The 24,982-nt window shown below is 66.9% G+C and carries 29 protein-coding genes and 1 pseudogene; 9 read left to right on the top strand and 21 right to left on the bottom strand.

What is annotated here, in order from left to right; genetic code table 11:
• Nucleotides 1–13: 13 nt before the first annotated feature.
• Nucleotides 14–1,489: an NAD(P)/FAD-dependent oxidoreductase gene (locus tag GJ631_RS01325; RefSeq protein WP_156707405.1), complete on the bottom strand. Its 1,476-nt coding sequence runs from the start codon at nucleotides 1,487–1,489 to the stop codon at nucleotides 14–16.
• A 124-nt stretch (nucleotides 1,490–1,613) separates the two neighbouring features.
• Between GJ631_RS01325 and GJ631_RS01320 the strand changes: the two genes are divergently transcribed.
• Nucleotides 1,614–2,309, top strand: a complete 696-nt coding sequence (locus tag GJ631_RS01320) for an SDR family NAD(P)-dependent oxidoreductase (RefSeq protein WP_156707404.1) — start codon at nucleotides 1,614–1,616, stop codon at nucleotides 2,307–2,309.
• Here GJ631_RS01320 and GJ631_RS01315 read toward each other — a convergent pair whose 3' ends face one another.
• The 10 genes from GJ631_RS01315 to GJ631_RS01270 all read right to left on the bottom strand — a co-directional run bounded on the left by GJ631_RS01315 (nucleotide 2,310) and on the right by GJ631_RS01270 (nucleotide 12,196).
• Entirely contained in the window at nucleotides 2,310–3,014 is a 705-nt protein-coding gene (locus GJ631_RS01315; protein WP_156707403.1) for a universal stress protein, read from the bottom strand.
• 1 nt (nucleotide 3,015) lies between these two features.
• A complete protein-coding gene (locus GJ631_RS01310) occupies nucleotides 3,016–4,428 on the bottom strand; it encodes an APC family permease (RefSeq protein WP_156707402.1) in 1,413 nt (470 codons plus the stop codon).
• Between the two features lie 87 nt (nucleotides 4,429–4,515).
• A complete protein-coding gene (locus tag GJ631_RS01305) occupies nucleotides 4,516–5,283 on the bottom strand; it encodes a Nif3-like dinuclear metal center hexameric protein (protein WP_156707401.1) in 768 nt (255 codons plus the stop codon).
• Between the two features lie 42 nt (nucleotides 5,284–5,325).
• The gene (locus GJ631_RS01300) at nucleotides 5,326–5,994 is read right to left on the bottom strand and encodes a hypothetical protein (RefSeq protein ID WP_156707400.1); all 669 of its coding nucleotides are present in this window, start codon (nucleotides 5,992–5,994) and stop codon (nucleotides 5,326–5,328) included.
• A 61-nt stretch (nucleotides 5,995–6,055) separates the two neighbouring features.
• On the bottom strand, nucleotides 6,056–6,874 hold the full coding sequence (locus GJ631_RS01295; protein ID WP_156707399.1) for an arginase family protein: 819 nt from the start codon (nucleotides 6,872–6,874) through the stop codon (nucleotides 6,056–6,058).
• A gap of 6 nt (nucleotides 6,875–6,880) precedes the next feature.
• Nucleotides 6,881–7,255 (bottom strand): translation initiation factor IF-5A, encoded by a 375-nt coding sequence (locus tag GJ631_RS01290; RefSeq protein ID WP_156707398.1) that lies wholly within the window; start codon nucleotides 7,253–7,255, stop codon nucleotides 6,881–6,883.
• Nucleotides 7,256–7,308: 53 nt separating this feature from the next.
• Nucleotides 7,309–7,794, bottom strand: a complete 486-nt coding sequence (locus GJ631_RS01285) for a hypothetical protein (RefSeq protein WP_156707397.1) — start codon at nucleotides 7,792–7,794, stop codon at nucleotides 7,309–7,311.
• A complete protein-coding gene (mch, locus tag GJ631_RS01280) occupies nucleotides 7,794–8,726 on the bottom strand; it encodes a methenyltetrahydromethanopterin cyclohydrolase (RefSeq protein ID WP_156707396.1) in 933 nt (310 codons plus the stop codon). The genes GJ631_RS01285 and mch overlap by 1 nt, the downstream gene beginning before the upstream one ends.
• A gap of 47 nt (nucleotides 8,727–8,773) precedes the next feature.
• Nucleotides 8,774–8,983: a hypothetical protein gene (locus GJ631_RS01275; protein ID WP_156707395.1), complete on the bottom strand. Its 210-nt coding sequence runs from the start codon at nucleotides 8,981–8,983 to the stop codon at nucleotides 8,774–8,776.
• A 60-nt stretch (nucleotides 8,984–9,043) separates the two neighbouring features.
• Nucleotides 9,044–12,196, bottom strand: coding sequence for a S8 family serine peptidase (locus GJ631_RS01270; RefSeq protein WP_156707394.1), 3,153 nt, complete (start codon nucleotides 12,194–12,196; stop codon nucleotides 9,044–9,046).
• 174 nt (nucleotides 12,197–12,370) lie between these two features.
• Here GJ631_RS01270 and GJ631_RS01265 point away from each other — a divergent pair, with 174 nt between their 5' ends.
• The gene (locus tag GJ631_RS01265; protein WP_156707393.1) at nucleotides 12,371–13,804 is read left to right on the top strand and encodes a helix-turn-helix domain-containing protein; all 1,434 of its coding nucleotides are present in this window, start codon (nucleotides 12,371–12,373) and stop codon (nucleotides 13,802–13,804) included.
• Between the two features lie 43 nt (nucleotides 13,805–13,847).
• On the top strand, nucleotides 13,848–14,162 hold the full coding sequence (locus GJ631_RS01260) for a cupin domain-containing protein (protein ID WP_156707392.1): 315 nt from the start codon (nucleotides 13,848–13,850) through the stop codon (nucleotides 14,160–14,162).
• Here the strand turns inward: GJ631_RS01260 and GJ631_RS01255 are convergent.
• Nucleotides 14,159–14,803, bottom strand: a complete 645-nt coding sequence (locus GJ631_RS01255) for a molybdenum cofactor biosynthesis protein B (RefSeq protein ID WP_156707391.1) — start codon at nucleotides 14,801–14,803, stop codon at nucleotides 14,159–14,161. The two genes, GJ631_RS01260 and GJ631_RS01255, sit on opposite strands and share 4 nt — an antisense overlap.
• A gap of 90 nt (nucleotides 14,804–14,893) precedes the next feature.
• Here GJ631_RS01255 and GJ631_RS01250 point away from each other — a divergent pair, with 90 nt between their 5' ends.
• The 3 genes from GJ631_RS01250 to GJ631_RS01240 are packed head-to-tail and all read left to right on the top strand — an operon-like array spanning nucleotide 14,894 to nucleotide 17,564.
• Nucleotides 14,894–15,949, top strand: coding sequence for a zinc-binding dehydrogenase (locus GJ631_RS01250; RefSeq protein WP_156707390.1), 1,056 nt, complete (start codon nucleotides 14,894–14,896; stop codon nucleotides 15,947–15,949).
• A complete protein-coding gene (locus GJ631_RS01245) occupies nucleotides 15,942–16,271 on the top strand; it encodes a hypothetical protein (protein WP_156707389.1) in 330 nt (109 codons plus the stop codon). Before GJ631_RS01250 ends, GJ631_RS01245 begins: the two co-directional genes overlap by 8 nt.
• A gap of 48 nt (nucleotides 16,272–16,319) precedes the next feature.
• A complete protein-coding gene (locus GJ631_RS01240; RefSeq protein WP_197424701.1) occupies nucleotides 16,320–17,564 on the top strand; it encodes an MmgE/PrpD family protein in 1,245 nt (414 codons plus the stop codon).
• On the opposite strand, the gene GJ631_RS01235 is transcribed toward GJ631_RS01240, so the two are convergent.
• Complete coding sequence (locus GJ631_RS01235; protein ID WP_156707387.1) at nucleotides 17,561–17,773, bottom strand: hypothetical protein; 213 nt, start codon at nucleotides 17,771–17,773, stop codon at nucleotides 17,561–17,563. The genes GJ631_RS01240 and GJ631_RS01235 overlap by 4 nt on opposite strands.
• Before the next feature lie 181 nt (nucleotides 17,774–17,954).
• Here GJ631_RS01235 and GJ631_RS01230 point away from each other — a divergent pair, with 181 nt between their 5' ends.
• Complete coding sequence (locus GJ631_RS01230) at nucleotides 17,955–18,422, top strand: ferritin-like domain-containing protein (protein WP_156707386.1); 468 nt, start codon at nucleotides 17,955–17,957, stop codon at nucleotides 18,420–18,422.
• An 88-nt stretch (nucleotides 18,423–18,510) separates the two neighbouring features.
• Here GJ631_RS01230 and GJ631_RS01225 read toward each other — a convergent pair whose 3' ends face one another.
• Complete coding sequence (locus tag GJ631_RS01225) at nucleotides 18,511–19,104, bottom strand: NUDIX domain-containing protein (RefSeq protein ID WP_156707385.1); 594 nt, start codon at nucleotides 19,102–19,104, stop codon at nucleotides 18,511–18,513.
• 46 nt (nucleotides 19,105–19,150) lie between these two features.
• Nucleotides 19,151–19,456, bottom strand: coding sequence for a J domain-containing protein (locus GJ631_RS19335; protein WP_370518522.1), 306 nt, complete (start codon nucleotides 19,454–19,456; stop codon nucleotides 19,151–19,153).
• Nucleotides 19,457–19,756: 300 nt separating this feature from the next.
• Between GJ631_RS19335 and GJ631_RS01215 the strand changes: the two genes are divergently transcribed.
• Nucleotides 19,757–19,966, top strand: coding sequence for a hypothetical protein (locus tag GJ631_RS01215; protein WP_156707384.1), 210 nt, complete (start codon nucleotides 19,757–19,759; stop codon nucleotides 19,964–19,966).
• A gap of 27 nt (nucleotides 19,967–19,993) precedes the next feature.
• On the opposite strand, the pseudogene pyrF reads toward GJ631_RS01215, so the two are convergent.
• Nucleotides 19,994–20,804 (bottom strand): annotated as a pseudogene (pyrF, locus tag GJ631_RS01210) (orotidine-5'-phosphate decarboxylase).
• A gap of 102 nt (nucleotides 20,805–20,906) precedes the next feature.
• Here pyrF and GJ631_RS01205 point away from each other — a divergent pair.
• Complete coding sequence (locus GJ631_RS01205; RefSeq protein ID WP_370518521.1) at nucleotides 20,907–21,572, top strand: HAD family hydrolase; 666 nt, start codon at nucleotides 20,907–20,909, stop codon at nucleotides 21,570–21,572.
• Here the strand turns inward: GJ631_RS01205 and GJ631_RS01200 are convergent.
• The 5 genes from GJ631_RS01200 to GJ631_RS01180 all read right to left on the bottom strand — a co-directional run bounded on the left by GJ631_RS01200 (nucleotide 21,522) and on the right by GJ631_RS01180 (nucleotide 24,979).
• A complete protein-coding gene (locus GJ631_RS01200; protein WP_156707383.1) occupies nucleotides 21,522–21,926 on the bottom strand; it encodes a hypothetical protein in 405 nt (134 codons plus the stop codon). The two genes, GJ631_RS01205 and GJ631_RS01200, sit on opposite strands and share 51 nt — an antisense overlap.
• Entirely contained in the window at nucleotides 21,926–22,366 is a 441-nt protein-coding gene (locus GJ631_RS01195; protein WP_156707382.1) for a DUF2240 family protein, read from the bottom strand. The genes GJ631_RS01200 and GJ631_RS01195 overlap by 1 nt, the downstream gene beginning before the upstream one ends.
• Before the next feature lie 55 nt (nucleotides 22,367–22,421).
• A complete protein-coding gene (gene rnhB, locus GJ631_RS01190; protein ID WP_156707381.1) occupies nucleotides 22,422–23,054 on the bottom strand; it encodes a ribonuclease HII in 633 nt (210 codons plus the stop codon).
• Between the two features lie 50 nt (nucleotides 23,055–23,104).
• Complete coding sequence (locus tag GJ631_RS01185) at nucleotides 23,105–23,662, bottom strand: response regulator (protein WP_156707380.1); 558 nt, start codon at nucleotides 23,660–23,662, stop codon at nucleotides 23,105–23,107.
• Between the two features lie 69 nt (nucleotides 23,663–23,731).
• The gene (locus GJ631_RS01180; RefSeq protein ID WP_156707379.1) at nucleotides 23,732–24,979 is read right to left on the bottom strand and encodes a tRNA pseudouridine(54/55) synthase Pus10; all 1,248 of its coding nucleotides are present in this window, start codon (nucleotides 24,977–24,979) and stop codon (nucleotides 23,732–23,734) included.
• Nucleotides 24,980–24,982 lie beyond the last annotated feature (3 nt).

Raw genomic sequence — 24,982 nt, 5'->3', positions numbered from 1 at the left:
TCGGCGGGTCCGGTCAGGCGTCCTCGACGAGCGCGTCGGCGGTGTGTTGGCCGCTGATGAGACACATCGGGACGCCGATGCCGGGAGTGGTGTACGAGCCGGTGAAGTACAGCCCCGGACAGGCCTCGGAGCGGTGCGGCGGCCGGAGCAGCGAGGTCTGTCGCAAGGTGTGAGCCATGCCGAGTGCCGTCCCCTGTTGGCTGTTGTAGCGGTCGGCGAACTCCGAGACGGAGAATATCTCCTCGAAGACCAGTCGGTCGCGCAACTCGACGCCCGTATTCTCGGCGATGTCGTCGAGGATTACATCGCGGTACCACGTCCGGACCTCTTCGGTGTCGTCGAGGCCGGGCGCGATGGGGACGAGCGCAAAGAGGTTCGAGTGGCCCTCGGGGGCGACGCTGTCGTCGGTTTTCGAGGGGACACAGAGGTAGTAGGCGGGGTCTTCGGGCCACGTCGGCTCGTCGAAAATCTGCTGGAAGTGGCCGTCCCAGTCGGTCGGGAGGACGAGCGTGTGGTGTTCGAGTGGCTCCACGTCGCCCTCGACGCCCATGTACATGAGGAAGGCACTCGGCGCGTAGGTGCGGTCGTCCCAGTAGTCGGCGTCGTACTGGCGTTCGTGTTCGGGGAGCAGTTCCTGTTCGGTGTGGGCGTAGTCGGCGTCGCTGACGACGTACTCCGCCTCGAAGTCACCGGCGGCGGACTCGACGACGAACCCCTGCTTGCGGTTGACGATTTCGGTCACCTCGGCGTCGGTGACGTATTCGACGCCCAACTCCTCGCCCAACTCGACGCAGGCGTCGACGACCGACCCCAGTCCGTCTTCGGGGTAGTAGACGCCGAGGTTGAAATCGACGTGGCCCATCATGTTGTACAGCGCGGGCGTGTTCGATGGCGCGCCGCCGAGGAACACCAGCGTGTACTGCATGATTTGCTGGAGTTTCGGGTTGTCGAAGTAGTCGGCGACGTAGTCGTCCATCGTCCCGAGCAACTGCAGGCCGATGGGTGCGGCCTTCATGACCTCCCAGTCGACCCAATCGCGGAGGCGGGGGCGGTCGGTGTAGACGAACTGCTCCATCGCCACCTCGTAGTGGGTCTCGGAGGTGTCGAGGTACTCCTCTAGGGCATCGCCCGCTCCGTCCTCGTAGGACTCGAAGAGGTCGTACATCGCTTCTCGGTCGGAGGTCACTTCGGCGGTGTCGCCGTCCTTGAAGAAGATGCGATAGTGGGGATCCAACCGATTGAGGTCGTAGTAATCCTCGGGTTCCTTCCCGAAGTGGCCGAAGAACCGCTCGAAGACGTCGGGCATCAGGTACCACGACGGGCCCATGTCGAACCGGAAGCCGTCGGCTTCCAGTCGGGAGGCCCGCCCACCCAGTTGCTCGTTCTTCTCGAGGACCGTCACGTCGAAGCCCGCGTCGGCGAGATAACACGCGGTCGAGAGGCCGCCGAATCCGGAGCCGACGACGACCACCTCGCGGGATGTGGACATAATCCGATATAGGGGCGGACCGCCCATAAAACGGGCGTGGGGAACGGTGGCACGGTGCTACCGCCGTGGCCGTCCGGACCGCCGCTTGGGAAACGTCCTTGTCGCCGCCGCACGACTGTGCGGTATGAACACTGCAGTCGTCACCGGTGGGTCCCGAGGCGTCGGCGAAGCCGTCGCGAGACTGCTCGCAGCGGAAGGCGTCCACGTCGTGCTGTGTGCGCGGGATAGAGACGCCGTCGAGTCGGTCGTCGAAGCCATCGAGGATGACGGGGGGACGGCGACGGCGATGCGGGCCGACGTTCGCGACGAGTTCGACGTCGAGCGACTGATGGAAACCGCCTCGCGGGCCGGCGAGCGCGGTGGTATCGACTTCGTCGTCGCCAACGCGGGCGTCTACCACGGCGCTCCCGGCGAGACGCCGCTGGCGGAGGCTTCGTACTCGTCGTTCGACGACACGCTCCGCATCAATGGTCGCGGCGTCTTCGCGACGATTCGCGAGGCCGTTCCGCACCTGACCGACGACGCACGCGTCGTCGTCCCGTCGGGCGCTATCGCCCGCGAGGCGAAACCCGGTTTCGGCGCCTACGCGGTGTCGAAAGCGACCGCCGAGGCCGTCGCCCGACAGTTCGCCGCCGAACTGGAGCAGGCCGTTGGCGTCCTCGATTTGGGGCAGGTGCAGACGGAGTTGACGAACCGGATGCAGGGACGGGACCCCGCCGATGTCGCACCGATGTTCCTGTGGGCCGCGACGGAGGCCGACGCCGAAGCCATCGACGGGGCAGTCGTCGGGCTACGGGAGTGGAAGGCGGCGACGCGGTGACTACTCGTCGGCGCCGTCTCCGTCGGTTTCGCGGCGGACGACCAACACCGGGCCGACGGAGGCGGCGGCGAGGCGCTCGGATTCGTCGCCCAGCAGGAACTGCGACAGCGACGGTGCGGCTTCGCCGACGACCACCGCGTCGTGGTCGGGGACGGCCTCGATTAGCGTCTCGAAGGGCCGGTTGCTGACGACGCGTTCGGTCGTTACCTCGAGCCCCTCATCTCTGAGTCGTCGGGCGCTTCGCTGTAGCAGGTCATCGGCGTCGTCGGCTTCGCTGGCGAGAAACAGCGTGATGGCGATGTCGCGGTCGCCGACCAGCTCCGTGACGAACTCGAGGATGCGGTCGACGGCCACGTCACCGCTCAGCGGGACGAGCAACCGATTTACGTCGCCGGTCGCGCCGTTGATAGCGTAGGCGCGAGCGTCGACTTCGTCGGCGACGCGCTCGACTGACTGGTGGCGGTCGTGGGTGAAGACGAGTCGGTAATCGGCGGCACCGCCGGCCTTGCGGAACTCCTCGGCGGTGTCTTCGAGTCCCGAGACGGCCCGCTCTTCGTACTGCTCGCGGGCCTGGTCGGCCGGCGTCTGTTCCGGCAGGACGTGGTAGCCGAGGACGGTCACGTCCATCGTCTCCAGCAGGTCCATCAGCCCGTAGGCGACCGATTCACCCTCCAGCACCGCCAGCGGCATGAGTACTCGCGTCATCTTACAGTGCCCCCTTGAGTGTTACATCGCGTGCATAGTAGAAGTACCACCCGGCGGCTCCGAGCATGATGAGGAAGCCGAGTATCTGTGAGAGTGGTTGCATGAACAGGATGAGCGCGAAACTCGCCACGCCGCCGACTATCGGCACGACTGGGTAGCCGGGGACCCGAAAGTCGGGGTCGTACCACTCCGGTTCGTCGCGTCTGAGCGCGAGTAACGCAACACAGATGAGGCCGTAGGCGACGAGGTGCAGAAACGAGGCGACTTCGGCGAGCACTTCGACGCGGCCGGTCGCCGTCAAGAGGAGAATCGGACCGCCGGCCATTCCCAACGCGACGTGTGGGGTCCCGTATTTCAGGTTGATACGACTCGCACGTCCCGGCAACAGCGCGTCCTTCGAGACGGCGTAGACGGCTCGGGAGGTCGAGAGAATCGACGCGTTCGCACTCGACATCGTCGCCAGCAGGCCGCCGAGGATGATTGCGAAGCCCCCGGCCGGACCGAGGAGTTCTCGGCCGACGGCGACCATCGCGGTCTCGCCGGCCAGCGACAGGGCGTTGCTCCCGACCGCACTCGTCGCGACGAAGATGGTCGCGACGTACAACACGCCGACGATGACTACCGACCCGACCATCGCCAGCGGGAGGTTCCGGCCGGGGTCTTTCATTTCGCCGGCGACGGTCGCGACCTGTGCGAACCCGAGATAGGAGGTAAACACCAGCGCGGCCGTCGTCAGAATCGGGAACGGGCCGTAGGGAGCGAACTGTTCCGGCGTGGTCGGTTCGCCGACGATGCCGACGGCATCGAGGATTCCGAACCCGAGAAAGACGACGAGAATCGACAGCAACAGCGCGACGACGCCGTTCTGGAGTTTCGCCGCGTTTTCGGTGCCGGTGACGTTCAGGAGGGTAAAGCCCACCCCGAACAGCAACGCAATCGGGATGACGAGGCTCTCTCCGATGGCGATGCCGAGAACGCCGAGGGCGTCGACGGCGTAGTAGCCGAAGCCGACGAGGTAAAACGCCGTCGCAAAGACCAATCCGAGCCACAGCGAGAGGCCGACGACCGACCCCGCGAGCGCCCCGAGCCCGCGGGAGATGAAGTAGTAGCCGCCGCCGGATTTCGGCATCGCCGTCGCCAACTCCGAAGTCGGGAGTGCGACCAACAGCGCGATGACCGCGCCGATGGTGAAGGACAACGCAGCAGCGGGTCCGGCCCGCCCCGCCGCGAGGCCGGGAAAGACGAAGATACCGGCACCTATCATCGTGCCGATACCGATAGCCAACCCCCCGGAGAGTCCGAGCGTGCGTTCGAGTTCGGCGTTCTCGGTGACCGTCGCCTCGTCGGTTTCGACGACCGGTTCGGCGGACGGTGTCTCGCCCTCGATGTTCTGTCCGCTCGGAGCCTCACTCATACGAATCCGACCGACGCGTGGCGACGGCTTAGTACTGGTGCAGCAACGGAATGATTGAATCTCGGTGCCGCGGGCGTGGGATTCCCCTCACAGCCCTGTGGGATGGTCGACGTACGTCGTCTCGACGCCCCACTCCTCGACGAGGTCGGCGAGGGCTCGAACGCCGAACGTCTCCGTGGCGTAGTGGCCCGCGAGGAAGACGTTCAGCCCCGCTTCGCGGGCTTCGTGGTAGGCCTTCCCCTTGCCCTCGCCGGTGACCAGTGCATCGACGCCCGCGTCGGCAGCCTCTCGAATCCAGTCGGTACCGGAGCCGGTGACGATGGCGATGTCCTCGATGCGGTCGGGGCCGAAATCCAGCGTCCGTACCGACCCTTCGCCGGTGTCGAGTGCCGACAGTCTGGCTTCGAGGTCCGAGAGGGTGTAGGATTCGGCTGCTCGGACGCGCTGGCCGATGGTTACACCGCCGTAGTCGCCGAACGGTTCGACGACGTCACAGTCGAGGAACTCGGCGAGGCCGGCGGCGTTGCCCAACTCGGCGTGGCCGTCCAGCGGGAGGTGAGAGACGTACAGCGCGAGGTCGTTGTCGACCAACGCGGCGACGCGGTCGTAGTCGCGCCCCGTCACTCTGTCGAGACCGCCCCAGACCATGCCGTGGTGGACGACGAGGACGTCCGCCCCCGCGTCGGCAGCCGTCTCAGCGGTCGCCTCGACGCCGTCGACGGCGAAGGCGGCACGCTCGACGGGTCGGCCGTCGGCCCTGCCCACTTGCAGGCCGTTGGCGCTGGCGTCGACACCCGCGTAGTCGGCGTGGTTCAGACGGTCGTTCAGCCGGTCGCGGAACTCCGAGAGTTGCATACCTGACCCTCACTCGGCTTGCATTTGTATTCCCTGCTCGCCTCAGGCGTCACCGTCCGTGACGTAATCGCCCTTTTCGCCGGAGGCGAGCGTCAGGCCGTCGTACAGCAGTCGAACCAACAGGACCGGAACGACCGTGCCCGAGGTGAGTGCGATTCCCGACAGGACGGCCGCGCCGGGAATCCACTGGACGGCGTTTTTGACGCTGAATCGCGCACGGACGGCCAACAGACCGGCGGCCGAGACTGCGCCGGCGACGTAGGGACCGCCGCCCAAGGCGAGAATCGCCTCGATGGCGACACCGAAAAACAACAGCGCCTCGACGGTCGCCCCCGTCGCTGCGACCGTGAGGCGACGGTGAAGCGGTTGCTCGAAGACGGCGAGCGACGCCGGGTCGGCACTGACGCCGCCGCGGAACTTCGCGAGGAGCGCGACGGCGAGCATCGTCCCGCCGAAGGCGATGAACCCGAACAGAAAGCCGTCAACTATCGCCCCGACCGACGGGACGACGAGGCCGACGTCGGCGGGCGAACCGGTGGCGATGACGAGGGCGACGACGCCGACGAGAAGCGCCGCGTTCAGCGCTAACCCTCGCCTGAGTCGCGGCCAGTCGGGCGGCTCCGAGCGCCCCCAGTGACGATAGAGGCTGACGATTGGGACGGCGACGACGATGCCTAACGCGAGGAGGGACACGAGCGTGGAGGGCGGCATACACTCGCCCGCTGGTCGGCGCTCCGAAAAGTAGTTTTGGAGCCGTGTTCGTCCGTTCGCCTCAGGGCGATGCCTCGCCGGCGCCGTCGGCGTGGGAGAAGACGAACTCCCGGAGCAGTTTCGCCGCAAGCGAACCGGCTTGGCCGTCGTCACGGTCGTTTACCTCGACGACGTCGAAGCCGACAGCCGAGGGGGCGACCGCTCGAACGACATCGCGCATCTCTCGTGAACTCAGTCCGAACGGCTCCGGCGTTCCGGTGCCGGGGGCGAAGGCGGGGTCGGCGGCGTCGATGTCGACGCTCAGGTAGGCGTCGCCGTCGAAGTCGGGGCGCCACTCGGGAACCTCCTCGGGGGGCACGACGGTCACGTCCGACTGTTCGGCGCGGTCCCACTCGGCCTCGCTGCCGGTGCGTGCACCGAGTAAAATCGCCTCGTCCGCGATTTCGAGGGCGTGGTGGGTCACCGTCGCATGTGAGTGGTCGTTGCCCGCATACGCCTCGTAGAGGTCGAGGTGGGCGTCGAGACAGACGTAGGTGTCGGGGTCGGCCGCACGGAGCCCGGCGACGGTGATGGTGTGCTCGCCGCCGACCAACAGGGGGAGACGGCCGTCGTCGTGGTGGTCACGCAGACTGCCCGAAAGGAAATCGAGATAGTCGGCGGCGGCGTCCCACGCGGCCACGTCGCCGGCGTCGAAAACGAGGTCCGAGAAATGTCGGTCGGTTCGCTGGTCGTAGTCATCGAACGGGCGAGCGAACCGTCGGACCCGGTCGGGTCCGAAGCGGGTTCCGGGGCGAAACGTGGTAGAAACGTCGAGTGGTGCGCCGACGACGGCGTAATCGGCGTCGTCCGGGTCGGCGTTCGCACCGGGGAACTCGCCCATACCGCCCTATACGACCTTGCGCTGTCCTTCGTACTCGAGATACTCGATTTCGTCGTCCGGCGAGGGGTCGAGGTCCTCGGGAATGCGCATCGTGATGGTCTCGTAGGTTTCGAGGTCCATCACCTGCATGTCGCCGCCGGAGACCGAGACGACCTGTCCCTGCTTGCGGTTGATGATGGGAACCCAGACCTTCGCGTCGACGGGCTGGGTGAAGTTTCGCTTCTGGCCGTCGAAGACGCCCGTCCCCTCGACGCGGGCCTTCGCGCTGCCGTGTTTGCCGGGCTTGGACGTGCTGTAGGCGTAGATTTTGCTTGGCACGTCGTCTATCATCACGTAGTTGCCTTCCTGAAGTTCTCGGACCTCAGTCTGCTCTCTCGGCATACCCACGGCTTGCCTTCGGTGCAGTATAAACGGTTTGGAAAGCCCCGACGGTGTCACGCGCCCGCGTAGGCACCGTCGACGCGCTCTGCCAGCCCGAACGTACAGGCCCACTCCAGCAGCCGGTTGACGCGCTCGCGCCACACCGACTCGGGGTCGGTGTGCCGGAGTCGCTCCCACTGCGGGAGGCGGTCGGCCAATCGCTCGAAGACCGTCTCGGCGGCCAGTGGTTCCTCGGCCGCATCCAGCGTCGCGACGACCTCTTCGGCGAGATACACCCGCTGTAGAAACGCCGACCGCAGCGCTTCGGGGTCGACCTCTCTCGGGAGTCGCCGGTACTCCCCGTCGGTCTCCTCGACGAGCTCCAGTGCCCGCAGGAACGTCAACCACTCCTTGGCGCGGTCCTGTGAGGGGACGCCCGCCTGCTCCATCACCCGCACACAGCAGGAGGTCTCGCCGTCGGGAACGAGCGGCACCGCCCGCTGTACCTCGGCGATGCGGTCGATTGACGGGGCCGGTTCGGGGACGACCTTGAATTTCATTAGAGTCCGAAACTCTCGGCCAACAGCGCCTCGTCGGTTCGACCGAGAGCTTCGACGCCCTCGCCGACCACGTCGACGGTCACTTGCGCCGGCGCGAACACTTCGAGCGGGAGGTCATAGAAGTCCCACTCGTGGTCCTCGAAGATGTCGACGAAGGGCCGGCCGAACTCCTCGCGGGCCGTCGATGGGACCTCGTCGAAGCGGTCGAAGCCCTCGTCGACGCTCATGTGGACCTGTCCGCCGTATGCGAGTGCGTCGTTGGTTCGCGCCATCGCCAACTCGTCGCTTTCGGCGACCGGAGCGACCGGGGCGGAAGCGGTCACCGTCAGCAACTCGACGGGGTCGTACCCCAGCTCCGAGAGCCGGAAGGCGGCGAGTTCGCCGGCCCGTCCTGCGAGGGCGACGCTTCCCGTTACACTTGCCGTCGAGAACGTCGGCAGGAAGACGCTCGAGACGGGGACGCCACAGCGGTCGGCGATGTGTTCGGCGACGGCCTCGTCGGGCAACTCTTCGCTTTCGATGGCGAGGACGGCAAAGTCCGAGGCGTCGCGGTAGCCGACGCGGGCGTACTCCTCCTCTTCGGCGACGAGCGCCCGGGCCGGCCCCGACCCGAGTCCCTCGAAGCCTTCGACCGACAGCTCCCAGCCGGCCTTCTGGGCGCACAACAGCGCGAGTGCGGGGTGGTCCGTCGATGTCTCGACGTGGGTGAACGGCACGCCCTCGATTTCGTCCATCCCGACTTGGACCGTCGACAGCCCGCCGGTCTGGATTTCGGTCAACAGCAGGCCGGCCTCGATGCCGCCGACCGCCTCGACGCCGAAGTCGAGAACGACCGCGCCGTTGTCGAGTTCGTGAACCTCGATAGCGAGTTCGTCGGCGAAGTCGATGGCCTCGTCGACCAACTCGACGGCCATCCGGTTGAGACTCTCCATACCGACCTCTCGGACGGATTCGGTGAAAAGGGTTCGTGACTCGGCGCTCACCCCGCGAGGAACCACAGGACGCCACCGCCGACCATCACGATGCCGACGTATCTCGTCAGCATGACCTTCCAGTCGGCGGGTTCGACCTCCGACCAGCGGCGTTTGCTACCGATGGCGTCGAGTTGCTCTTCGAACCGGGCCATCCGGTAGGGCCAAATCGCACCGGGAAGTCCGAACAGGACGAACAGGAGGGCAATCGGCTCCATACACGGGCGCCTCTCGACGCGCCGTAAAAAATCCCACCAGTCACACTGCGGAGTGACCGCTCAGTTCGTCGGCGGTTCCATGTCGCCGCCCGGCAGACTGCCCTGCGGGTCGGCGGTGTCGAGGCCCACGGCGACGACGTTGCCGGAGGTGTTCGGGACGGCGACGAACGGCACGCTGTCGTCATCGGCGTCCTCGGTCGGTTTCGCCTCCGCCGGGCCGAACTGGTAGGCGTTGGACTCTTCGAGGCTATCGGGCGATTCGACGAAGTAGGTGTAGGAAGTGGTCTCGCCGGTCGCGGCGCTGTCGGCGAGATAGACGAACTGCGGGCCGCCCTCGGTGGGCTGTTCGACGCGGTCGACGGTGTCCGAGAACTCGGTGAGGACGTTCCAGGACCCCGGCACCACGTCGCGGACGAGCGCTTCCTCGTCGGGGTCGGTCACCTCGACAATGAGGCGGTTGGCCCGTCCGCCGGGGAGCACCGTCGCGTCGCTGGTCCGTGCGCCGCCGGCCACGTCGAAGGTGTTCTCCGCAGCGTCGAGGGCAACGGTGAGGTCGAAGTGGCTCTGGACGTCAAAGCCGTTGACGACGCCGGGGACGTTGACCAGTTTGGCAACGACGACGTAGGTCTTGGTCTCGGCGTCGTCGGGCACCGAGACGGTCACCGACGGGGCGCCGGTGGCACCCTGTGCGCGGGCGACGATGTTCGGTTCGCCGCGGTCGGTCGGATTCGCCGGGTCGTAGACGAACAGGTCGATGTGGGGGTCGCCGGCGGCCATGCCCTTGTTGCCGCCGGAGAGATGCGACAGCGAGACGCTGACGGTCATCGTTCCGGTCGGCGCCTCGACGTAGCCCGCGGTCGCACGGGAGTCCTCGGGGACGTAGAGGCCGAGCGTCTCCTCGGTGGTCGCCGAGCCGGTCGTCGGGTCGCCGTCCTCGTTCGTGAGTTCGGGCGTCAAGTCCCGCGTGACGGCGTCGACGGCGGCGTCGGGGTTGACGCGACCGAAGCCTTCGAAGGGGTCCCGGCCGCCGAAGTCGTAGGTCGGCCCCTTCGGCGGGTTCTGGCCGGCGTGATACGGCGCGGCCGTGAACACCGATTCGCTGGCGGTCGCCAACAGCAGGCTCTTCAGTCGATACACGTCGGATTCGGTCGTCGCGGCCGGTTCGGGCAGCGTTACGGCGTCGGGTCGCTCGCCGCCCTCGGGGCGGCCGAACTCCATAGCCTCGGCGAGGAGTCCCGCGACGCCGTTGACGTACGGCGACGACATCGAGGTACCTGCCTTGTCGGTGTAATCGCGGGGTGCGAACGGTTCGTCGGCGCCAGTGTCCGCCGTGCCGTCGGCGTCGCCGTAGCTCTTCTCGGGGTCGCCGTTCTTCGCCGCGCGGGCGAGTTCGTAGTTCGAGGGAATCGGGTATTCGATGCCGACCGGCGGTTCCGGTCCGGCGCCGACCGGTGGGTTCGTCGCGAGTCCGAGGCCGATGTTCGCCAAGGCGTCCGGCCCGATGTCGCCGCCGGGGGCGGTCACGTCGGGTTTGGCGTAGGCGGGGCTCGATTCGGGCGAGTCGTCGCTCTGCTCGTCGACGCCACCGATGCCGCCCGAGGAGTACGTCGAGATGCCGTCGAAGGGCCCCGTGGCGACGACGGAGATGGCCTCGTCGGCCGCCGCCGGGCCACCGTTGCCGTTGGCCGGCGTGAAGGCGTTGCCCGCCGACGCACAGACCAACATCCCGCCTTCGGTGATGCGTCGCACGTCAGCGCGGGTGGAGTCAAGTTGCTCGACTTGGCCGAGGGGAACGCCCTGCAGCGGCCCCCAGGACATGTTCACCGAACGGATGTTGAACGCCTCCTTGAACTGCTCGGCGTAGTTGCCGAGGTCGACGGTCGGCGTGCCGAGACCCTGCAGGCCGACGATGCCGGCGTTCGGGGCGACGCCGGGATGGAGTGCCTGCTCGCTTTCACTCACATCGCCGGGAACGCCCTCGCCTGCGGTGTCGGCGGCGAACTTCGTCGTCCCGACGGCGATGCGTTCCAGCGTGCCCGCCGTCGGATTGCCGGATTGGGCCTGCTCGCCTGCGCCGCTGACGACAGTGTCGGTCTCTCGGGGACGGACCTGCACGGTGTAGGTGCCGTCTTCGTCGATGGGATATTCGAGAATCAGCGAGTCCTTCCGGACCGGCGACTCGTCGAGTTCCCGTCCCTCCTCGTCGATGATGTAGAGGTTGACGTTCGTCCCGAACGCCGACGCCCAGACACTCTGGCCGGCCACGGCATCGACCTCGTATTCGAGGAAGTCGCCGGGCAACAGCGTCGCGTTCTCCTCGTGGACCGTCGAGGACTCGATGGTGCTGGCGCGTCCGGAGCCGGCCATGATGGAGGAGACGTGGGTCCCGTGGCCGTTCTGGTCGCGCGGTTGGTCGAAACTGCCGTAGCGACTGCTGGCGTCGTACCAGCCGAACGTCTTGTTGGAGGGGTCAGCGAAGATGTCGCTGGCGTCGACGGTGGCCGTCCCGCCACCATCGTCGTTCGAAACCTTCTCGACGTACGTCGCCTCGACGGTGTACTGGCCGCCGACGGCCGCGTACAGTTCGATGACGAACTGGTACTTCCGGTCCTTTTCGAGGTCGACCAGCAGCGTCTCGGGGTTTTCGGCGCTCGCGACGCGGCCGACTTCCGTCCGCTCGTCGGTCACGTCGTCGATGCGGAACTCGAGGTCGTTGCCCGGCGGCGTCCACGACAGTTCGGCATCGAGTTTGCTCGTCGCCTGTGCGGTGAACGTCGCGCCTTTGACTTCGCTGAACTGCTCGTTTGGCGCGACGAACGCGCCGGGGGTGAAGGTGCCGCTGTCGGATTCGGTGAGCGGTTCGCCGTCGTCGCCCTCGACCGGCTGGAGCTCGACGCCGCCTCCGGAGTCGCCGTCCGAGCGAACCAGCGAGAACTCGTCGTCTTCGATTTCGACGCGGACGCCGTTCCACGGGCCGAGGTCGGGGTGTCGCCCCTCGACCCCAGAGTCGGTCAATGCGAGGGTCCGGTCGCGGCGCCCACGGAAGCCACGGTCCCAGACCTTCCGTGCCTCGACGGCACGCCAGTTGAGGAACCGCTCGTCGATAGCGTGGTCGGCGCTCGCAAGGGAGGGCCCCGTCGCTGCCGCGAGGGCGGTTATTCCGACGCCCTTCATGAACGTTCGTCGTGACAGTCCCGAATCGTCTCTACTCATGTCGTGGTCGAAACGACCACTGAATCTCCTATGAACGTTCTAACAACCGCATCGAAACGACCGCCAGAGGCCAGTAGTCGGCCGTGAATACGAGGCGAATATAAAAGTCCGTCCATAACCGGTGAAACGAACTTTCGTAATCGGGTCTATTCGCCGTCAAAGGGGGTTACTGAATTGGGACTACGATTACGCACGCTCGTCGTCTGTACGCTGCTCGTCGCCGGTGTTGCCCTCCCCGCGGCCGCGCCGGCTGCCGCAGCGATATCCGACGATGAGGGCGGCGAGTGGGAGACCGACGAACACGAGTGGGGCGACAACGACAGCGACTGGCAACGAAACGACTCCGAGCCGGTTCGAAACCTGACGGCGACGGCGACAGAAACCGTCGAGAACACGACAGGAACGGTCCTCGACAACGCTACGAACGCCACGAACATCACGAACATCACGAACGCAACTGCCGGAACAGCGACGGACGGTACTGACGGCGGGGAGTCCGTCGACCAGCTCGTGGCTCTCTCCGGGGCGGACGCGGAGCAATGGCGTCTCGACGACGGGATGGCCGGCCTCGATGGTGTGACGGCGTCGCCGGCGCTCGCCGGGGCCCCCACAGTCGACGTGACCTCTGGCGGCGTCGCCGTCGAGGTCGGCTCGACGACGAACTCGGCGCCGGGGTTGGCAGTCGACGTTCCGCTGTCGGGGTCGGCGACCTCCGACTCCGGTTCGTCGGTGACACCACCGGCGGACATCGATGCAGCCGACGGCCCCGAACTTGCTGTCTCCTCGACATCGTCGGATACCGACGGTGACGCCGACGCGGAGACGGCGGCCGCCGATAGCGAATCTATCGCCGTGGAGCCGACGACCGCCGGTGACACGGCGGACGGCGAGTCGGCGGAACTGAACGCCGAAGACGACGGGGAGCCGCCCGCGTCGCTGCTCGGGTCCCTTTCGTGGTTCGACGGCGCCGCGCTGCTCGATTACGTCCCGGCGCTCGGGACGGCGATGTTCGTCGCGGTGGCCCAACCGTGGACCGGCTTCCTCTCGGTGGGTACCGCGCTCGTGGCCGACTGGCTGGGGCGGTTCGGTGCGATGTTCCGCTTCGGCCGCCAGGACGGCTCCGACCCCCTCGAACACGAGACGCGGGAGCGGATTCACGACCGAATCACCGACTCCCCTGGTGTCTCGCTGTCGGCGCTCGCCGAGGACCTCGACACGCCGCTGTCGACCGTCCGGCATCACCTCCGCGTCCTCGAACGCGAACGGCTCGTCACCTCCCGGAAGCTCCGCGGCAACAGACGGCTGTTCCCCATCGGGACGGAAAACGAGGAACTCGCCGCGGCCCTCGAAAAGGACTCCAGCGCCGCCATCATCGATGTACTCCGGCGGTACGGCGCGGCGACCGTCGGCGACATCGTCGACGAGGTGGAGACGAGTTACAGCACGGTGTCGTATCACCTCTCGCGACTCGCCGACGACGGCCTCGTCGTCCAGGAGAAAGACGGCGCGAGCAAGGTCACGCGGCTGGCGCCCTCCGTTAGGTCGACACTCGACACCGGCGATGACGGCGTCTCTGCCGGCGGTGGCCGCGAAGTCAGCGCCGACTGATTCCATCGCCGAGAGTTAAGTTCACGTAGCCGAATCGGTCGGTATGACGCTGAACGAACTGCCGGCGGTCGACCCCGCCGACGGCGAGGTCGAGACGGCGGAGTTGGTCGTCCACGACGACGTGCTCGTGAAACTGTTCGCACTCGGTCCCGGTGGCGCCTTCGACCCACACGTCCACGACGACTGCGAGAACGTCTTTCACCTCTTGGAGGGCGAAGTCGTCGTCACACAGGACGGCACCGAGGAGACGGTTTCCGCGCCCGCGGTCGTCCACAACGAACGCGGCGTCGAACACGGCGCGCGAAACGAAAGCGACGAGCGGGCGCTGTTGACCGCGAGTCTCTGTCCGCTTCCCTAGGCGCTCTCGTCGCCCTCGTCGGGTTCGTCGCCTTCCTCGGTATCGTCACTTTCCTCGGTATCGTCGTCTCGACGGGCGAGGCCGGCGAGATGCGGTGCCTCGGCGACGACGATGTCGTCGACTGCGAGCCGAACCGCGTTCTCGCTACCGGGCAGACAGAACACGGGGACGCCGTCGGCGATGCCCGCGGCGGCACGCGTCCCGACGACGCGGGTGCCGATTTCCTCGACCGACAGCGACCGGAACAGTTCGCCGAACCCCGGCAGTTCCTTCTCGAACAGCGGTTCGACTGCCTCGACGGTCACGTCGTCGGGGGTGACGCCGGTGCCGCCGGTCGTCACGACGCAGTCGGTGTCCTCGCGACCCACGAAGCGGTCGACGGCGTCCTGAACGCTGTCGTAGTCGTCGCCGACGAGTTCCCGGACCACGACGTCGTGGCCCGCCTCCTCAGCGAGGTCGACGATGGCCGCGCCGGAGGGGTCCTCCTCGATGCTCCGCGAGGAGGAGACCGTCAGGACCGCGATACCGAGTTCGTCGAGGTCGTGGGCGTGGTGGTCGTCGTGTTCGTGGTGGTGGCCGTGCGGTCCGTCCTCGTGGTCGTGTCCATGGTCTTCGTGGTGGTGGTGGCCGTCGTCGCTCATACCTCGTCTTGCGTCGGCCGGCCGCTAAACTCCACCGGGGTCGCCTCCGACTCCGCTACTGTTTTGCACACCCCGCTCCGAGAGGCGGGTATGAAGGCGGTCTTCTACGACGAACACGGCTCGACCGACGTGCTCCAGTACGACGAGTTCCCGGACCCCGAGATTGGACCCGAGGAGGTACTCGTCGACATCAAGGCGGGCGGTTTGAACCACCTCGACGTGTGGACGCGCCGCGGGATGCCGAGTCCCGAGGAACTGCCGCACATCCCGGGCAGCGACGGTGCGGGCGTCGTCAGCGAGGTCGGTGAACGCGTCGCCCGCTTCGAGGAAGGCGACCGCGTCGTCGTCGACCCCGGTCTGTACTGTGGTGAGTGTGAGTTCTGCCGGAAGGGCGAGCAGTCGCTGTGTGTCGACTACAAGATGATTGGCGAACACGTCCGCGGCGTCCACAGCGAGCAGGCGGCGGTTCCCGAGGCGAACCTCATCGAGCTGCCCGAGGGCGTCGACTTCGTCACCGCGGCCTCGGCGCCGCTGGTCTTCCAGACGGCGTGGCGAATGCTCATGACACGCGCCGAAATCCAGCAGAACGACACCGTCCTCGTGTTGGGCGCCTCCGGCGGCGTCGGCCACGCCTGCGTCCAAATCGCCGCCAACGAGGGGTGTGAGGTGTGGGCGACGGCCTCCTCGGAGGAGAAACTCGACCACGCCCGCGACTGCGGCGCCGACCACCTCGTCAACTACGAGGAGGAGGACTTCGCGGAGGTCGTCAAAGCCGAGACGGACGGCCGCGGCGTCGACGTCGTCGTCGACCACATCGGTGAGGCGACGTGGGACGATTCGCTGTCGGCCGCCGCCCGCGGCGGGACCGTCGTCACCTGTGGAGCGACCTCCGGTGTGACGCCGGAGACGAACATCCCGAAGGTGTTCTGGAAGCAACTCGACATCCTCGGGTCGACGATGGGGACGCCCGGCGAGATGGACGACGTGATGGCGAAGGTGTTCGACGGCACCTTCGAACCCCACGTCCGTGCGGTGTTGCCGATGAGCGAGATGGCCCGCGCTCACGAGATGCTCGAAGGTCGGGAAGGGTTCGGGTCGGTGGTCGTCGTCCCCGACAGCGAGTACGACCCCGACGATTATGAGTGACGGCTACACCCACGACCCCGACGCCTTCGACGATGACGACGAGTACACGCCGGAGGCGGCTTCGGAGACGGCAGACGACGAGTCCGACCGCGACCCGATGACCGTCCACCCCGACGACGTGGACCGCGAGTTCGACAAACGCGGGTGGACGCTCGTCGCGGCCGTCTTCGTCGCGTTCGTCGTCGTTCCGGGCATCATCTACGCGTATCCGTACCTCGGCTCCCAGCTCGGGCTCTCCTTTTGGGACACGTATCTCGCCCTCCCGATGGTACCGGCTATCGTCCTCGGGATACTCGCGGTGTGGGCAACGACCCGGCCCTGACCCCGCCGCCTGCGAACGTTTTTGAAGCCGGACATGGTATCGTCTGGCATGACATCGACTGGGGCCCTCGCGGAGTTCGCGGCGGGCGTCACCTACGAGGGACTGCCCGAGGACGTTCGGGAGGCGGCCAAACGCCGCGTGCTCGATGCCGTCGCCGTCGCCATCGACAGCGTCGGCACCTCGCCGACCGACGGCGTCCGCCGTACCGTGGCGACACAGAACGCGACGGGCCGAAGCAGACTGTGGGGGTCGGAGTTGAGCGCGGCGGCGTCCGACGCCGCGATGTACAACGGTGCGCTGGCCTGTGCGGGCAACGGGACGGTGTTTCTCGCCCCCGCGCTGGGGTCGGCCTCGATTTCCGTCGCCGCGGTGTTGACGGCTGCGGAGGCCCGAAGCGCGACAGGCGAGGAACTCCTCGCCGGCGTCGCCGCCGCCCACGAGATTCACGGCGAGTTGGCGTGGCACGCGCCGCTGGACGGGTTCCATCCGGCGACCCACGGCGCCATCGCGGCGGCGGCCGGCGTCGGCCGGGCGCTGGGGTTCGGGACCGGTCGTCTCGAAAGCGCAATCGGCATCGCGGCCGGTCGCGGAACGCTCGCCGTCGACGACGAGTTCGACCCGGTCGTGGGGGGGAACGCGACACACGAGGCGGTTTCGGCGTGTCTCCTCGCCGAAAGCGGCGTCGTCGGCCCCGACGCTATCGCGGGGCCGGGCGGGTGGCACGACCTCGTCGGGCCGTTCGATTTGGACCTCGACCCCGGCTGTGAGCGGGTTCGCGACGCGGCCATCCGCCCCTACGACGCCCATCCACACGCTCAGTCGACGCTCGAAGCCGCGTTGGACCTCGCCTCGGACGTGACGCTCGACCCTGCCGACATCGACTCGGTCACCGTCGAGACGTATCCGGAAGCCGTCGAGGCGCTCGACCCTGTGACGCTCGCGGCCGCTCTCGTCGATCGCGATGCGACGAAACGCCCCGCCGCCCGCGAGGACCTCCGACCCGTCGCCTCGGCCGTCGACGCCCGAGTCGACGACGAGTTGCGCGAGCGGGCCGAACGGGGCGAACTGCCGGCTCGCGTCACCGTCGACTGTCACGACGGGGCGATACACGAGGCCGAAGAGAAGTGGTTCACCGGCCACCCCGCACGCGCGGCGTCGTGGGGCGTCGTTGAGGAGAAGTTCCACGCGCTGGCCGAGGACCGCTACGACGTCGAACGGCGGAGTAACATCATCGAGACGGTTCGCGGGTTGGAAGCGGAGACGGCGGCCGAACTCACCCGGTTACTCGATTAACCGTCGAGGCGGACGGCATTCGAGTCGGCGTGTTCTTGCAGTTCGGCGTCGAGGTCGTCTGTCGATGGCGCCGGAACGATGGCGCCGCAGGTTCGGGTGTAGCGGCGCAGTTGCGCACGCGACAGCCCGGCGTGTCGGGCCGCCTCACCCTCCGTCAGCGTGCCGGTCAGGTGTAGTGCAACCGCGGTCCGAACCTTGTTGTTGTACATCGGAACGAATAAGCATACAATACGATGTTACCTAAAGCTTTCTACGATAGTGTGGGACGAACATTCGCATTTAATCCACAAACTGTGACGAATGTGTTTCAAACAAAGACGGCGGAATCTGTTCGGGAAGAGCCACTTCGAGGTGGGTTTCTTCACGCTTCGGCCCGAACTAAGTAGTGCCATGTCCGAATCCGACGCCTCCGAGCGAGTGGTCGAAATCCTGAAGAAAGCCTACGGCGACGAGATGGAGACAGTGATGAACTACCAGACGAACGCTATCGTTCTCGACGGCGTTCGTGCCGAGGAAATCAAAGAGAGCCTCCAACAGGACATCCAGGAGGAACTGACCCACGCCCAACAGTTGGGGCAGCGCCTCAAGCAGCTGGACGCCCGACCGCCGGGGTCGGCGGAGTTCGTCGCCCGACAGGACACCCTCCAGCCGCCGGAGGATTCGACGAACGTGATTTCGGTCATCCGGGGTGTCCTCGATGCCGAGGAAGACGCCATCGAGACCTACCGGACGCTCATCGACGCCGCTGAAGCGGCCAACGACCCCGTTACGGAGGACCTCGCGGTGACGATTCTGGCCGACGAGGAAGCACACCGAACGGAGTTCCGCGGCTTCGAGAAAGAGTACCAGAACGACTAACAGCGAGCGTCATACGGATTGCTGTAGTCTTCTATCGGTCATCGCTGACCCGCACTGGCGATGACCGATAAATCGTTACACCACCGTATCAGTCCTCGGCGAAGTCCCGCCGCATCGCGATTTCGAACCACGGGCAGAGTCGCAGCTGTCGGTACCACTTCGGGTTCTCGTGGAGTCGGTCGTAGGGTACCCACATCAGCCCCGCGACCTCCTCCTCGTCGGGGTCGAGCGTACAGTCCTCGAGCGTCGCCTGCAGCACCGAACACACCTCCCATTCGACCCCCTGGTCGAGATAGTAACGCTTGTACTCGAACTTGTCCGTCACCCGGAGGTCGCCGTACTGCTCGGGCGTGACGCCGAGTTCCTCTTCGAGTCGTTCCCGGGTCGCCTCGAGTTGGGTCTGGCCCTCGACGGGGTGGGAGGCGACCGTTCCGTCCCAGTAGGTGTCCCACAGGCGCTTGTTCGGCGCGCGCTGGGCGAGCAACACGTTGCCGTCGCCGTCGAACAGCAGCGCCGTGAACGCACGGTGGCGGATACCGTCGCCGGTGTGGGCGTCGAGGCGATTGACGAGCCCCTCCGGGTTGTCGTCGCCGTCGACTGCGATAACGTCTTGGAGGGCGTTTTCGTGGTCGGGCGTCCCCTCCGCCTTCGACCCCGCGGGGTCGATGTCGTCCGTACTCATGGCTACGAAAACGGGGAGGGTTGTTAAGGAGGCTTCGACTCGTGGCCTACTCGGTCAGCGTCTCGTAGGCTTCAGTGAGCCGCTTGAACTCCGCCTCGTCGCCACCTCTGTCGGGATGAGCCTCCTTGATTCGTTCCCGGTAGGCGCGTTTGATTTCGCCCTCGTCGGCGTCGGTGTCCAGCCCCAATCGGCGGTAGGCTTCGGCGCGACTGAGTCCGGGCGACGGACCGACATCCGCCCGTCGCCGGCGTTTCTGTTGCTGGCGCTGGCGTTGTTGGCGTTGGCGGCGCTCCCATTCCTCGCGCGCCTGCTGGCCGCGTGCGCTCTCGAAGCCGCTTCGGGGGGCCTGCACCGAACCCCCCCTCGGCCCTCGCCGGTGCTGCGGGCCCCCGGCTGTGTGCGGGCGACGCGCTCCCGGAGCTTCCCCGAGGACTGATACCAGAACATGTAGGCGGCGGCGCCGAGCGGCAGCGCCACGAAGAACAGCACCGGCTCGACGAGCGCGACGCTCAACAGTAACACCAGCGCCGTCATGGCGCCGAAGACGACGGTGAGACCGAGGACGAGCCGCTCTTTTTGCACACCCACAATACGTTCCCGGACACCGTAAATTCGGGGATTGCTTTAGGGGGATAGACACACAAGGTGGTGTATGAGCGTCGCTGGACTCTGTGAAATCTGTGAGTCCGAGACGGTCGAGGACGGCTGTGACCGCTGTGGCCGGTTGGTGTGTGCGGAACACTACGACCGGACGAGTGGGCTGTGTACCGACTGTCTCGCCGAACTGGGCGACCGACCGGCCGACGACTCCGACCGGGAGGAACGGGAGTACCCCGACGGGGTCGACGAGTATCGATTTTGAGCCAAACGACAGTCGACCGACCGCCGGTCAGCGGTACTGATTCAGCCGTTTCTTGAGCCGTTTGGCCGCCGCTCCCGCGGCGTTGAAGTACGACGTTTCGTCGTCGGCACCTTCTCCTGCGAAGATGATGCCCCGAGAGGAGTTGACCAGCCCGACGCCGTCGGCGAGGCCGTACTCGACGGCCGCCTCGGCGTCGCCGCCCTGTGCGCCGACGCCGGGGACGAGGAAGGGCAAATCGACCAGTTCCCGGACGGATTCGAGTTCTTCTGGAGCCGTCGCGCCGACGACCAAGCCGACGTTGTCGTTGTCGTTCCACTCCGCACAGCGCTGGGCGACGTACTCGTACAGCGATTTGCCGTTGCCGACTTCGAGGTTCTGAAAGTCCGCACCGCCGGAGTTGGAGGTCCGACAGAGGACGATGACCCCCTTTTCGGGTTTCGAGAGGTACGGTTCGAGGGTGTCTCGGCCCATGTAGGGGTTGACGGTCATCGCGTCGACCGCGAGGCCGTCGTCGTCCAGCAGGTCGGCGTACTGTCGGGCAGTGTTGCCGATGTCGCCGCGTTTGGCGTCAAGGAGGACGGGAACGCCTTTGCCGTGGGCGTAGGCGACGGTCTCCTCTAAGGCCCGCCAGCCGTCTGGGTCCTCGTAGAAGGCGGCGTTGGGCTTGTAGCAGGCGGCGTGTTCGTGGGTGGCGTCGATGATTCGGCGGTTGAACGCCCACCGCGGGAGGTCCGAATCGAGAAAGTCGGGCAGTCGGTCGGGGTCGGGGTCGTAAGCCGACGGAGACGACGCTGTTCGTCGACTCGATGCGTGCGGCGAGGTCGTCGAAGAAGCTCATTGTCGGCGCGTTGCGGCGGTGGGGCAAAACGCTGCCGTTCCGCCCGCTCGGGAGCTGTCCGGAGCCGACTCCTATATGTCGCCGGGGCCGCTACGGTCGGTCGTGCTTCGCGCCGTCGCCTTCGACCTCGACGACACGCTCGCGGTTACGGCCCGCGACCGCGAGACGCTCCTGGCCGAGGCCGCCGACCGCGCCGACGTGGCACTCGATTTCGACCGCGAGGACTACCTCGCGGCCCACCGGGAACACAGCGGCACCGAGAGCCGACGGCCGGTGTTCGAGGCGCTCGTCGGCGAGCAGGCTCCGGCGGTGACTCGCGCCTACCGCGCGGCCGTCGGAGAGGCGATGGCCCCCGTCGACGGCGCCGCAGAGACCGTCGAGCGGCTTCGCGAGCGCTACCGGGTCGGCCTGCTGACGGACGGTCCGGACCGAACCCAGCGGGACAAACTCCGGCGGCTGGGGTGGACCGACTCGTTCGACCAAATCCTCGTCACAGGCGCCCTCGGCGCGCCGAAACCCGACGCCGCCGCCTTCGCGTCGCTGTGTGACGCCCTTGATGTCGCTCCCGAGGCGGTGGCCTACGTCGGCGACGACCCCGACCGCGACGTCGCGGGTGCCGCCGCGGCCGGCCTCCTCGCGATACAGGTGACCTACGACGGCGGGCCGGCGGTCCATCCCGACGCCGACGCGTCGCTGTCACGGGAAGAACTGCCGACGCTACCGGCTCTCCTCACGGAGTTGGTCGGCGACGGTACGGACGACGCGTAGTGCCCGCTTCACTTCCGCGCCGCTCTCGACGAAGACGAGCGTTCGCGGCGGGTCGACGGCCTTCGGTCGGACGCGAAGGCCCTCTCCGTCGGCCGCTTCGGTGGCTGTCTCGACGCCGGCGAGGAACTCCACGCGGGCACGGTCGGGATGAATGTACACCTCGGCGATTCGGCGCGATTCGTCGTCGGTTTCGAACGCCACGCCGTAGGCGAAGGCGCCGAATTCCTCGGGTTTGACATCGGGGTCGGCATCGACCACCGAGAGCAACCCGAGGCTACCGCGTTCGTGGCCGTGTATCTCCGAGGAGAGCAGTTGCGCGATTCGCGTGCCATCGGTGGTTTCGTCTTCGACCATTACAGTTCACCCAGCGCCGTCTCGGCGTGTTGCTGTACGTCGACGGCGTTGCGGTGTGCGTACAGCACCGCAGCGGCCTCGATAGTGACGCCTAACTCCGACTGGAGGCCGTTGACCGCGGCGACGGCCTCCTGTTTGTCGTGGCCGGCATCGACCAAGGCGTCGAGGACGCGCTCGAACGTCGAGCGCTCCTGGAGGATGGACTCCTCGGGGGTGAACCCCTCGGGGATATCGACTGACCCGGGCTCGAACGACACCCGCAACTCCCCGTCGTCGCGTTCGAGGAGCCCTTCGCTCGCGGCCACGTCGACCAGTCGCTTGGCCTGGTCGGGCGAGAACCAATCGCGGTCCAGCGACAGCGCGACGACGAAGGCACTTTCCCCCATCTCGCGGCTCCCGGCTTGACGAAACGGCGCCGCGACGGCCGTCCGGAGACTCATGGCCGCGGAGTGAGGCGGCGGCGAGAAATAGCCGTCGGTCTCCAATCGAACGTCGTCAAAACTCGTCGAGTGCGGACTGTTCGGCCGCGGCGAGAACGTCCTCACAGGTCGACCACGACCGCCGGGCACAGTCGGGCAGCGCCCCGGTCTCGGCGACGTACTCTCGTAAGAACGTCCGCGTCGTCGGGTCCGAGGGGTAGCCGCTGCCCACGTCGCCGAAGCGCTCGGCGAGCGTGGCGACGTGGCGCTCGCGGGTGCTCTTGGCGAGAATGCTCGCCGCGCCGACCAGCTCGTCGGACTCGTCGGCGCGGTGTTCGGCGCCGAGGCTCACTTCGGCATCGAGTCGGTCGGCGACCCGCGAGGCGAAGCGGTCGGCGTCTACGTCGCCGGCATCACACAGTCCGGCGTCGCCGTCCTCGGCCACCTCGGCGAGTGCCTCGGCGTGAGCGGCGACGGTGAGATCGTTCATGTTGCCCGCGTCGATGCGCTCGGGCGTGATTTCGGCGATGCCGACGCTGATGCGGTCGTCCCCACGGAGTCGGTCGGCGAGTTCCTCGCGGCGCGTGTCGCTCAGTCGCTTGGAGTCGTCGATGCCGTCGGGGAGGGCCTCTCTCGGCGCCTGCACTGCCGCGGCGAACATCGACCCGAGGACTGGGCCTTTGCCGGCCTCGTCGACGCCGAACTCCATGGCGGTCGCTCGAAGGCGAGCGACATAAAACAGTCGTCAGCGTCGTCGTGTTACTGCAGCGCCGCCAGCGCCGTTCGGAACTCCTCGTCGTCGAACTGTTCGGCGAGGTCGACGGTTTCGGCGCGGAGTTTGTCGATTTTCGCGAGCAAGTACTGGTATTGGGGGTCCTCGGCGAGTTCTTCGGGCTCGTGTTGGTTCTCGAGGGCGATTTGCTTCGAGATGGCTGCGAACAGCTCGCGGACGTTGTCGTCGTACACCCGCCGGTGCAGCAGGTGGTTCACGAGGTCGAACAGTTCCTCCTCGCGGACGGGTTTCGTGATGTAGGCGTCGAATCCCATGTCGACGACGTCGACGTCGGGTTCGACTGCGGTGACCATCGCCACCTGACAGTCGGGGTCGCGGTCCCGGATGAGTTTCAGGACCGCAGCGCCGTCCATCCCGGGCATCTGTCGGTCCAGGAGGACGACCTCGACATCCTCGTCGAACTTTTCGAGGGCTTCCGACCCGTCGTTGGCTACGCGGACCGGATATCGTTCCGAAAGCCACCCACTGTACAGGTCCGCTAAATCCTGCTCGTCCTCGACGACGAGAATGACGTCTTCGCTCATGTGAAACCGTGAAACCGGTTATAACGGTGTAGGGCGTTGATTCCTAATAAATCCCCGGTCGCGGGCGATTTACGGCGCACCCGTGACAGGGTCGCCGTCGCGTTCGAGTTCGTACTCCTCGGTGAGAAACGGTTCATCGACGCCCTGTACGTCGATGACGTCGAGCGCCCGGACGGTCGCCCCGACGCCGAGCAGGCCGGTCAGACTCGGCTCGGTGCGGCCCTCGTCGCCGCTGATGAGTTCCTTGATGTAGAGGCCGCCCTCGCCGTGGACGTCGATGGTCGCCGTGAGGTCGTCTTCGAGCGTGCCGTCGATGGAGAGGACGGTGCGCTCCCGAACGAGGTCCGCACGCCGGTGGGAGACTCGATGCGGCGTCCGCTGTTCGACGGTGGTGCCGTCCAACTCGGCCAGCGCCGCCTCGAAGTCGGCCTCCGACACGGAGTCGTCGAAGTCGACGGTCGCCCGGTAGGTCTTCGTCGCGTCGTGTTCCTTCACGCGCTCGACGGTGTCGTAGGTGGCGAAGGCGAGGTCGGTCACCTCGACCTTGCCGTCGGTACCGGTGTTGACGGCGTCGGCGAGTTCCTCGAGGTCGGCGTCCCGTCGACGGGGCTGTTTGATTTCCAGCGCGAACGGCCGCCCGGAGTCGAGCATGAGTGCGTCGACGTCCTCCCGCCCGGCGCCGTGGAAGACGGCCTCGGTACCCCGGAACGCCGACAGAAACGGCGGTGCGACCAGTTCCTCGACGCTCTCGTCGAACTTCTCCCACTCCGTCTGGGGAATGTCTCGCTGCAGTTTCCGGTAGCGGCCGTAAATCGTCACGGAGTTGCGCTGGACTTCGACGTCGACGTCCTCGCTGGCGAGGTCGATGAGGAACTGTACGTCCGGGCGCTCGAAGTCGACCTCGGCGCCGAGTCGTGCGCCGACGCGACGACCGACCTCGCGATTCACCTCGGTTTTCAGCGGTTCGCCGGCGTCCTCCTCGAAGCCGGCATCGAGTCGCAGGAGTCGCTCGTTTTCCTCGACCAGCGGTGGGATGCGCGTGCCGACCTGATAGGTGTACAGTTCGGTCTCGCCGAGCGCCTCGACGACGCGGTCGGCCAACTCGTCGAAGCGGTCACAGATGCCCTCACACACCCAGCAGTCGGCGTCGGGTTCCTCGAAGGGGTCGTCGTCGTCGAGTGCGACGGCGGTTCGGAGCGCCCGCCCGCGTTCGGCGTTGGTCAGCCCGAAACTGCGGTCGGCGACCGGCCGCCCGAGGCAGGCGTCACACAGCGGCCCGGTCGCGAGCAGCGCGCGGGCGTCGTCGATGAGGCTCATACG

The sequence above is a fragment of the Natronomonas sp. CBA1123 genome, assembly GCF_009741925.1.
Classification (GTDB): Archaea; Halobacteriota; Halobacteria; order Halobacteriales; family Haloarculaceae; genus Natronomonas.
The sequence above is the reverse complement of the archived record's forward strand: the minus strand, read 5'-3'. Positions and strand labels throughout refer to the sequence as shown.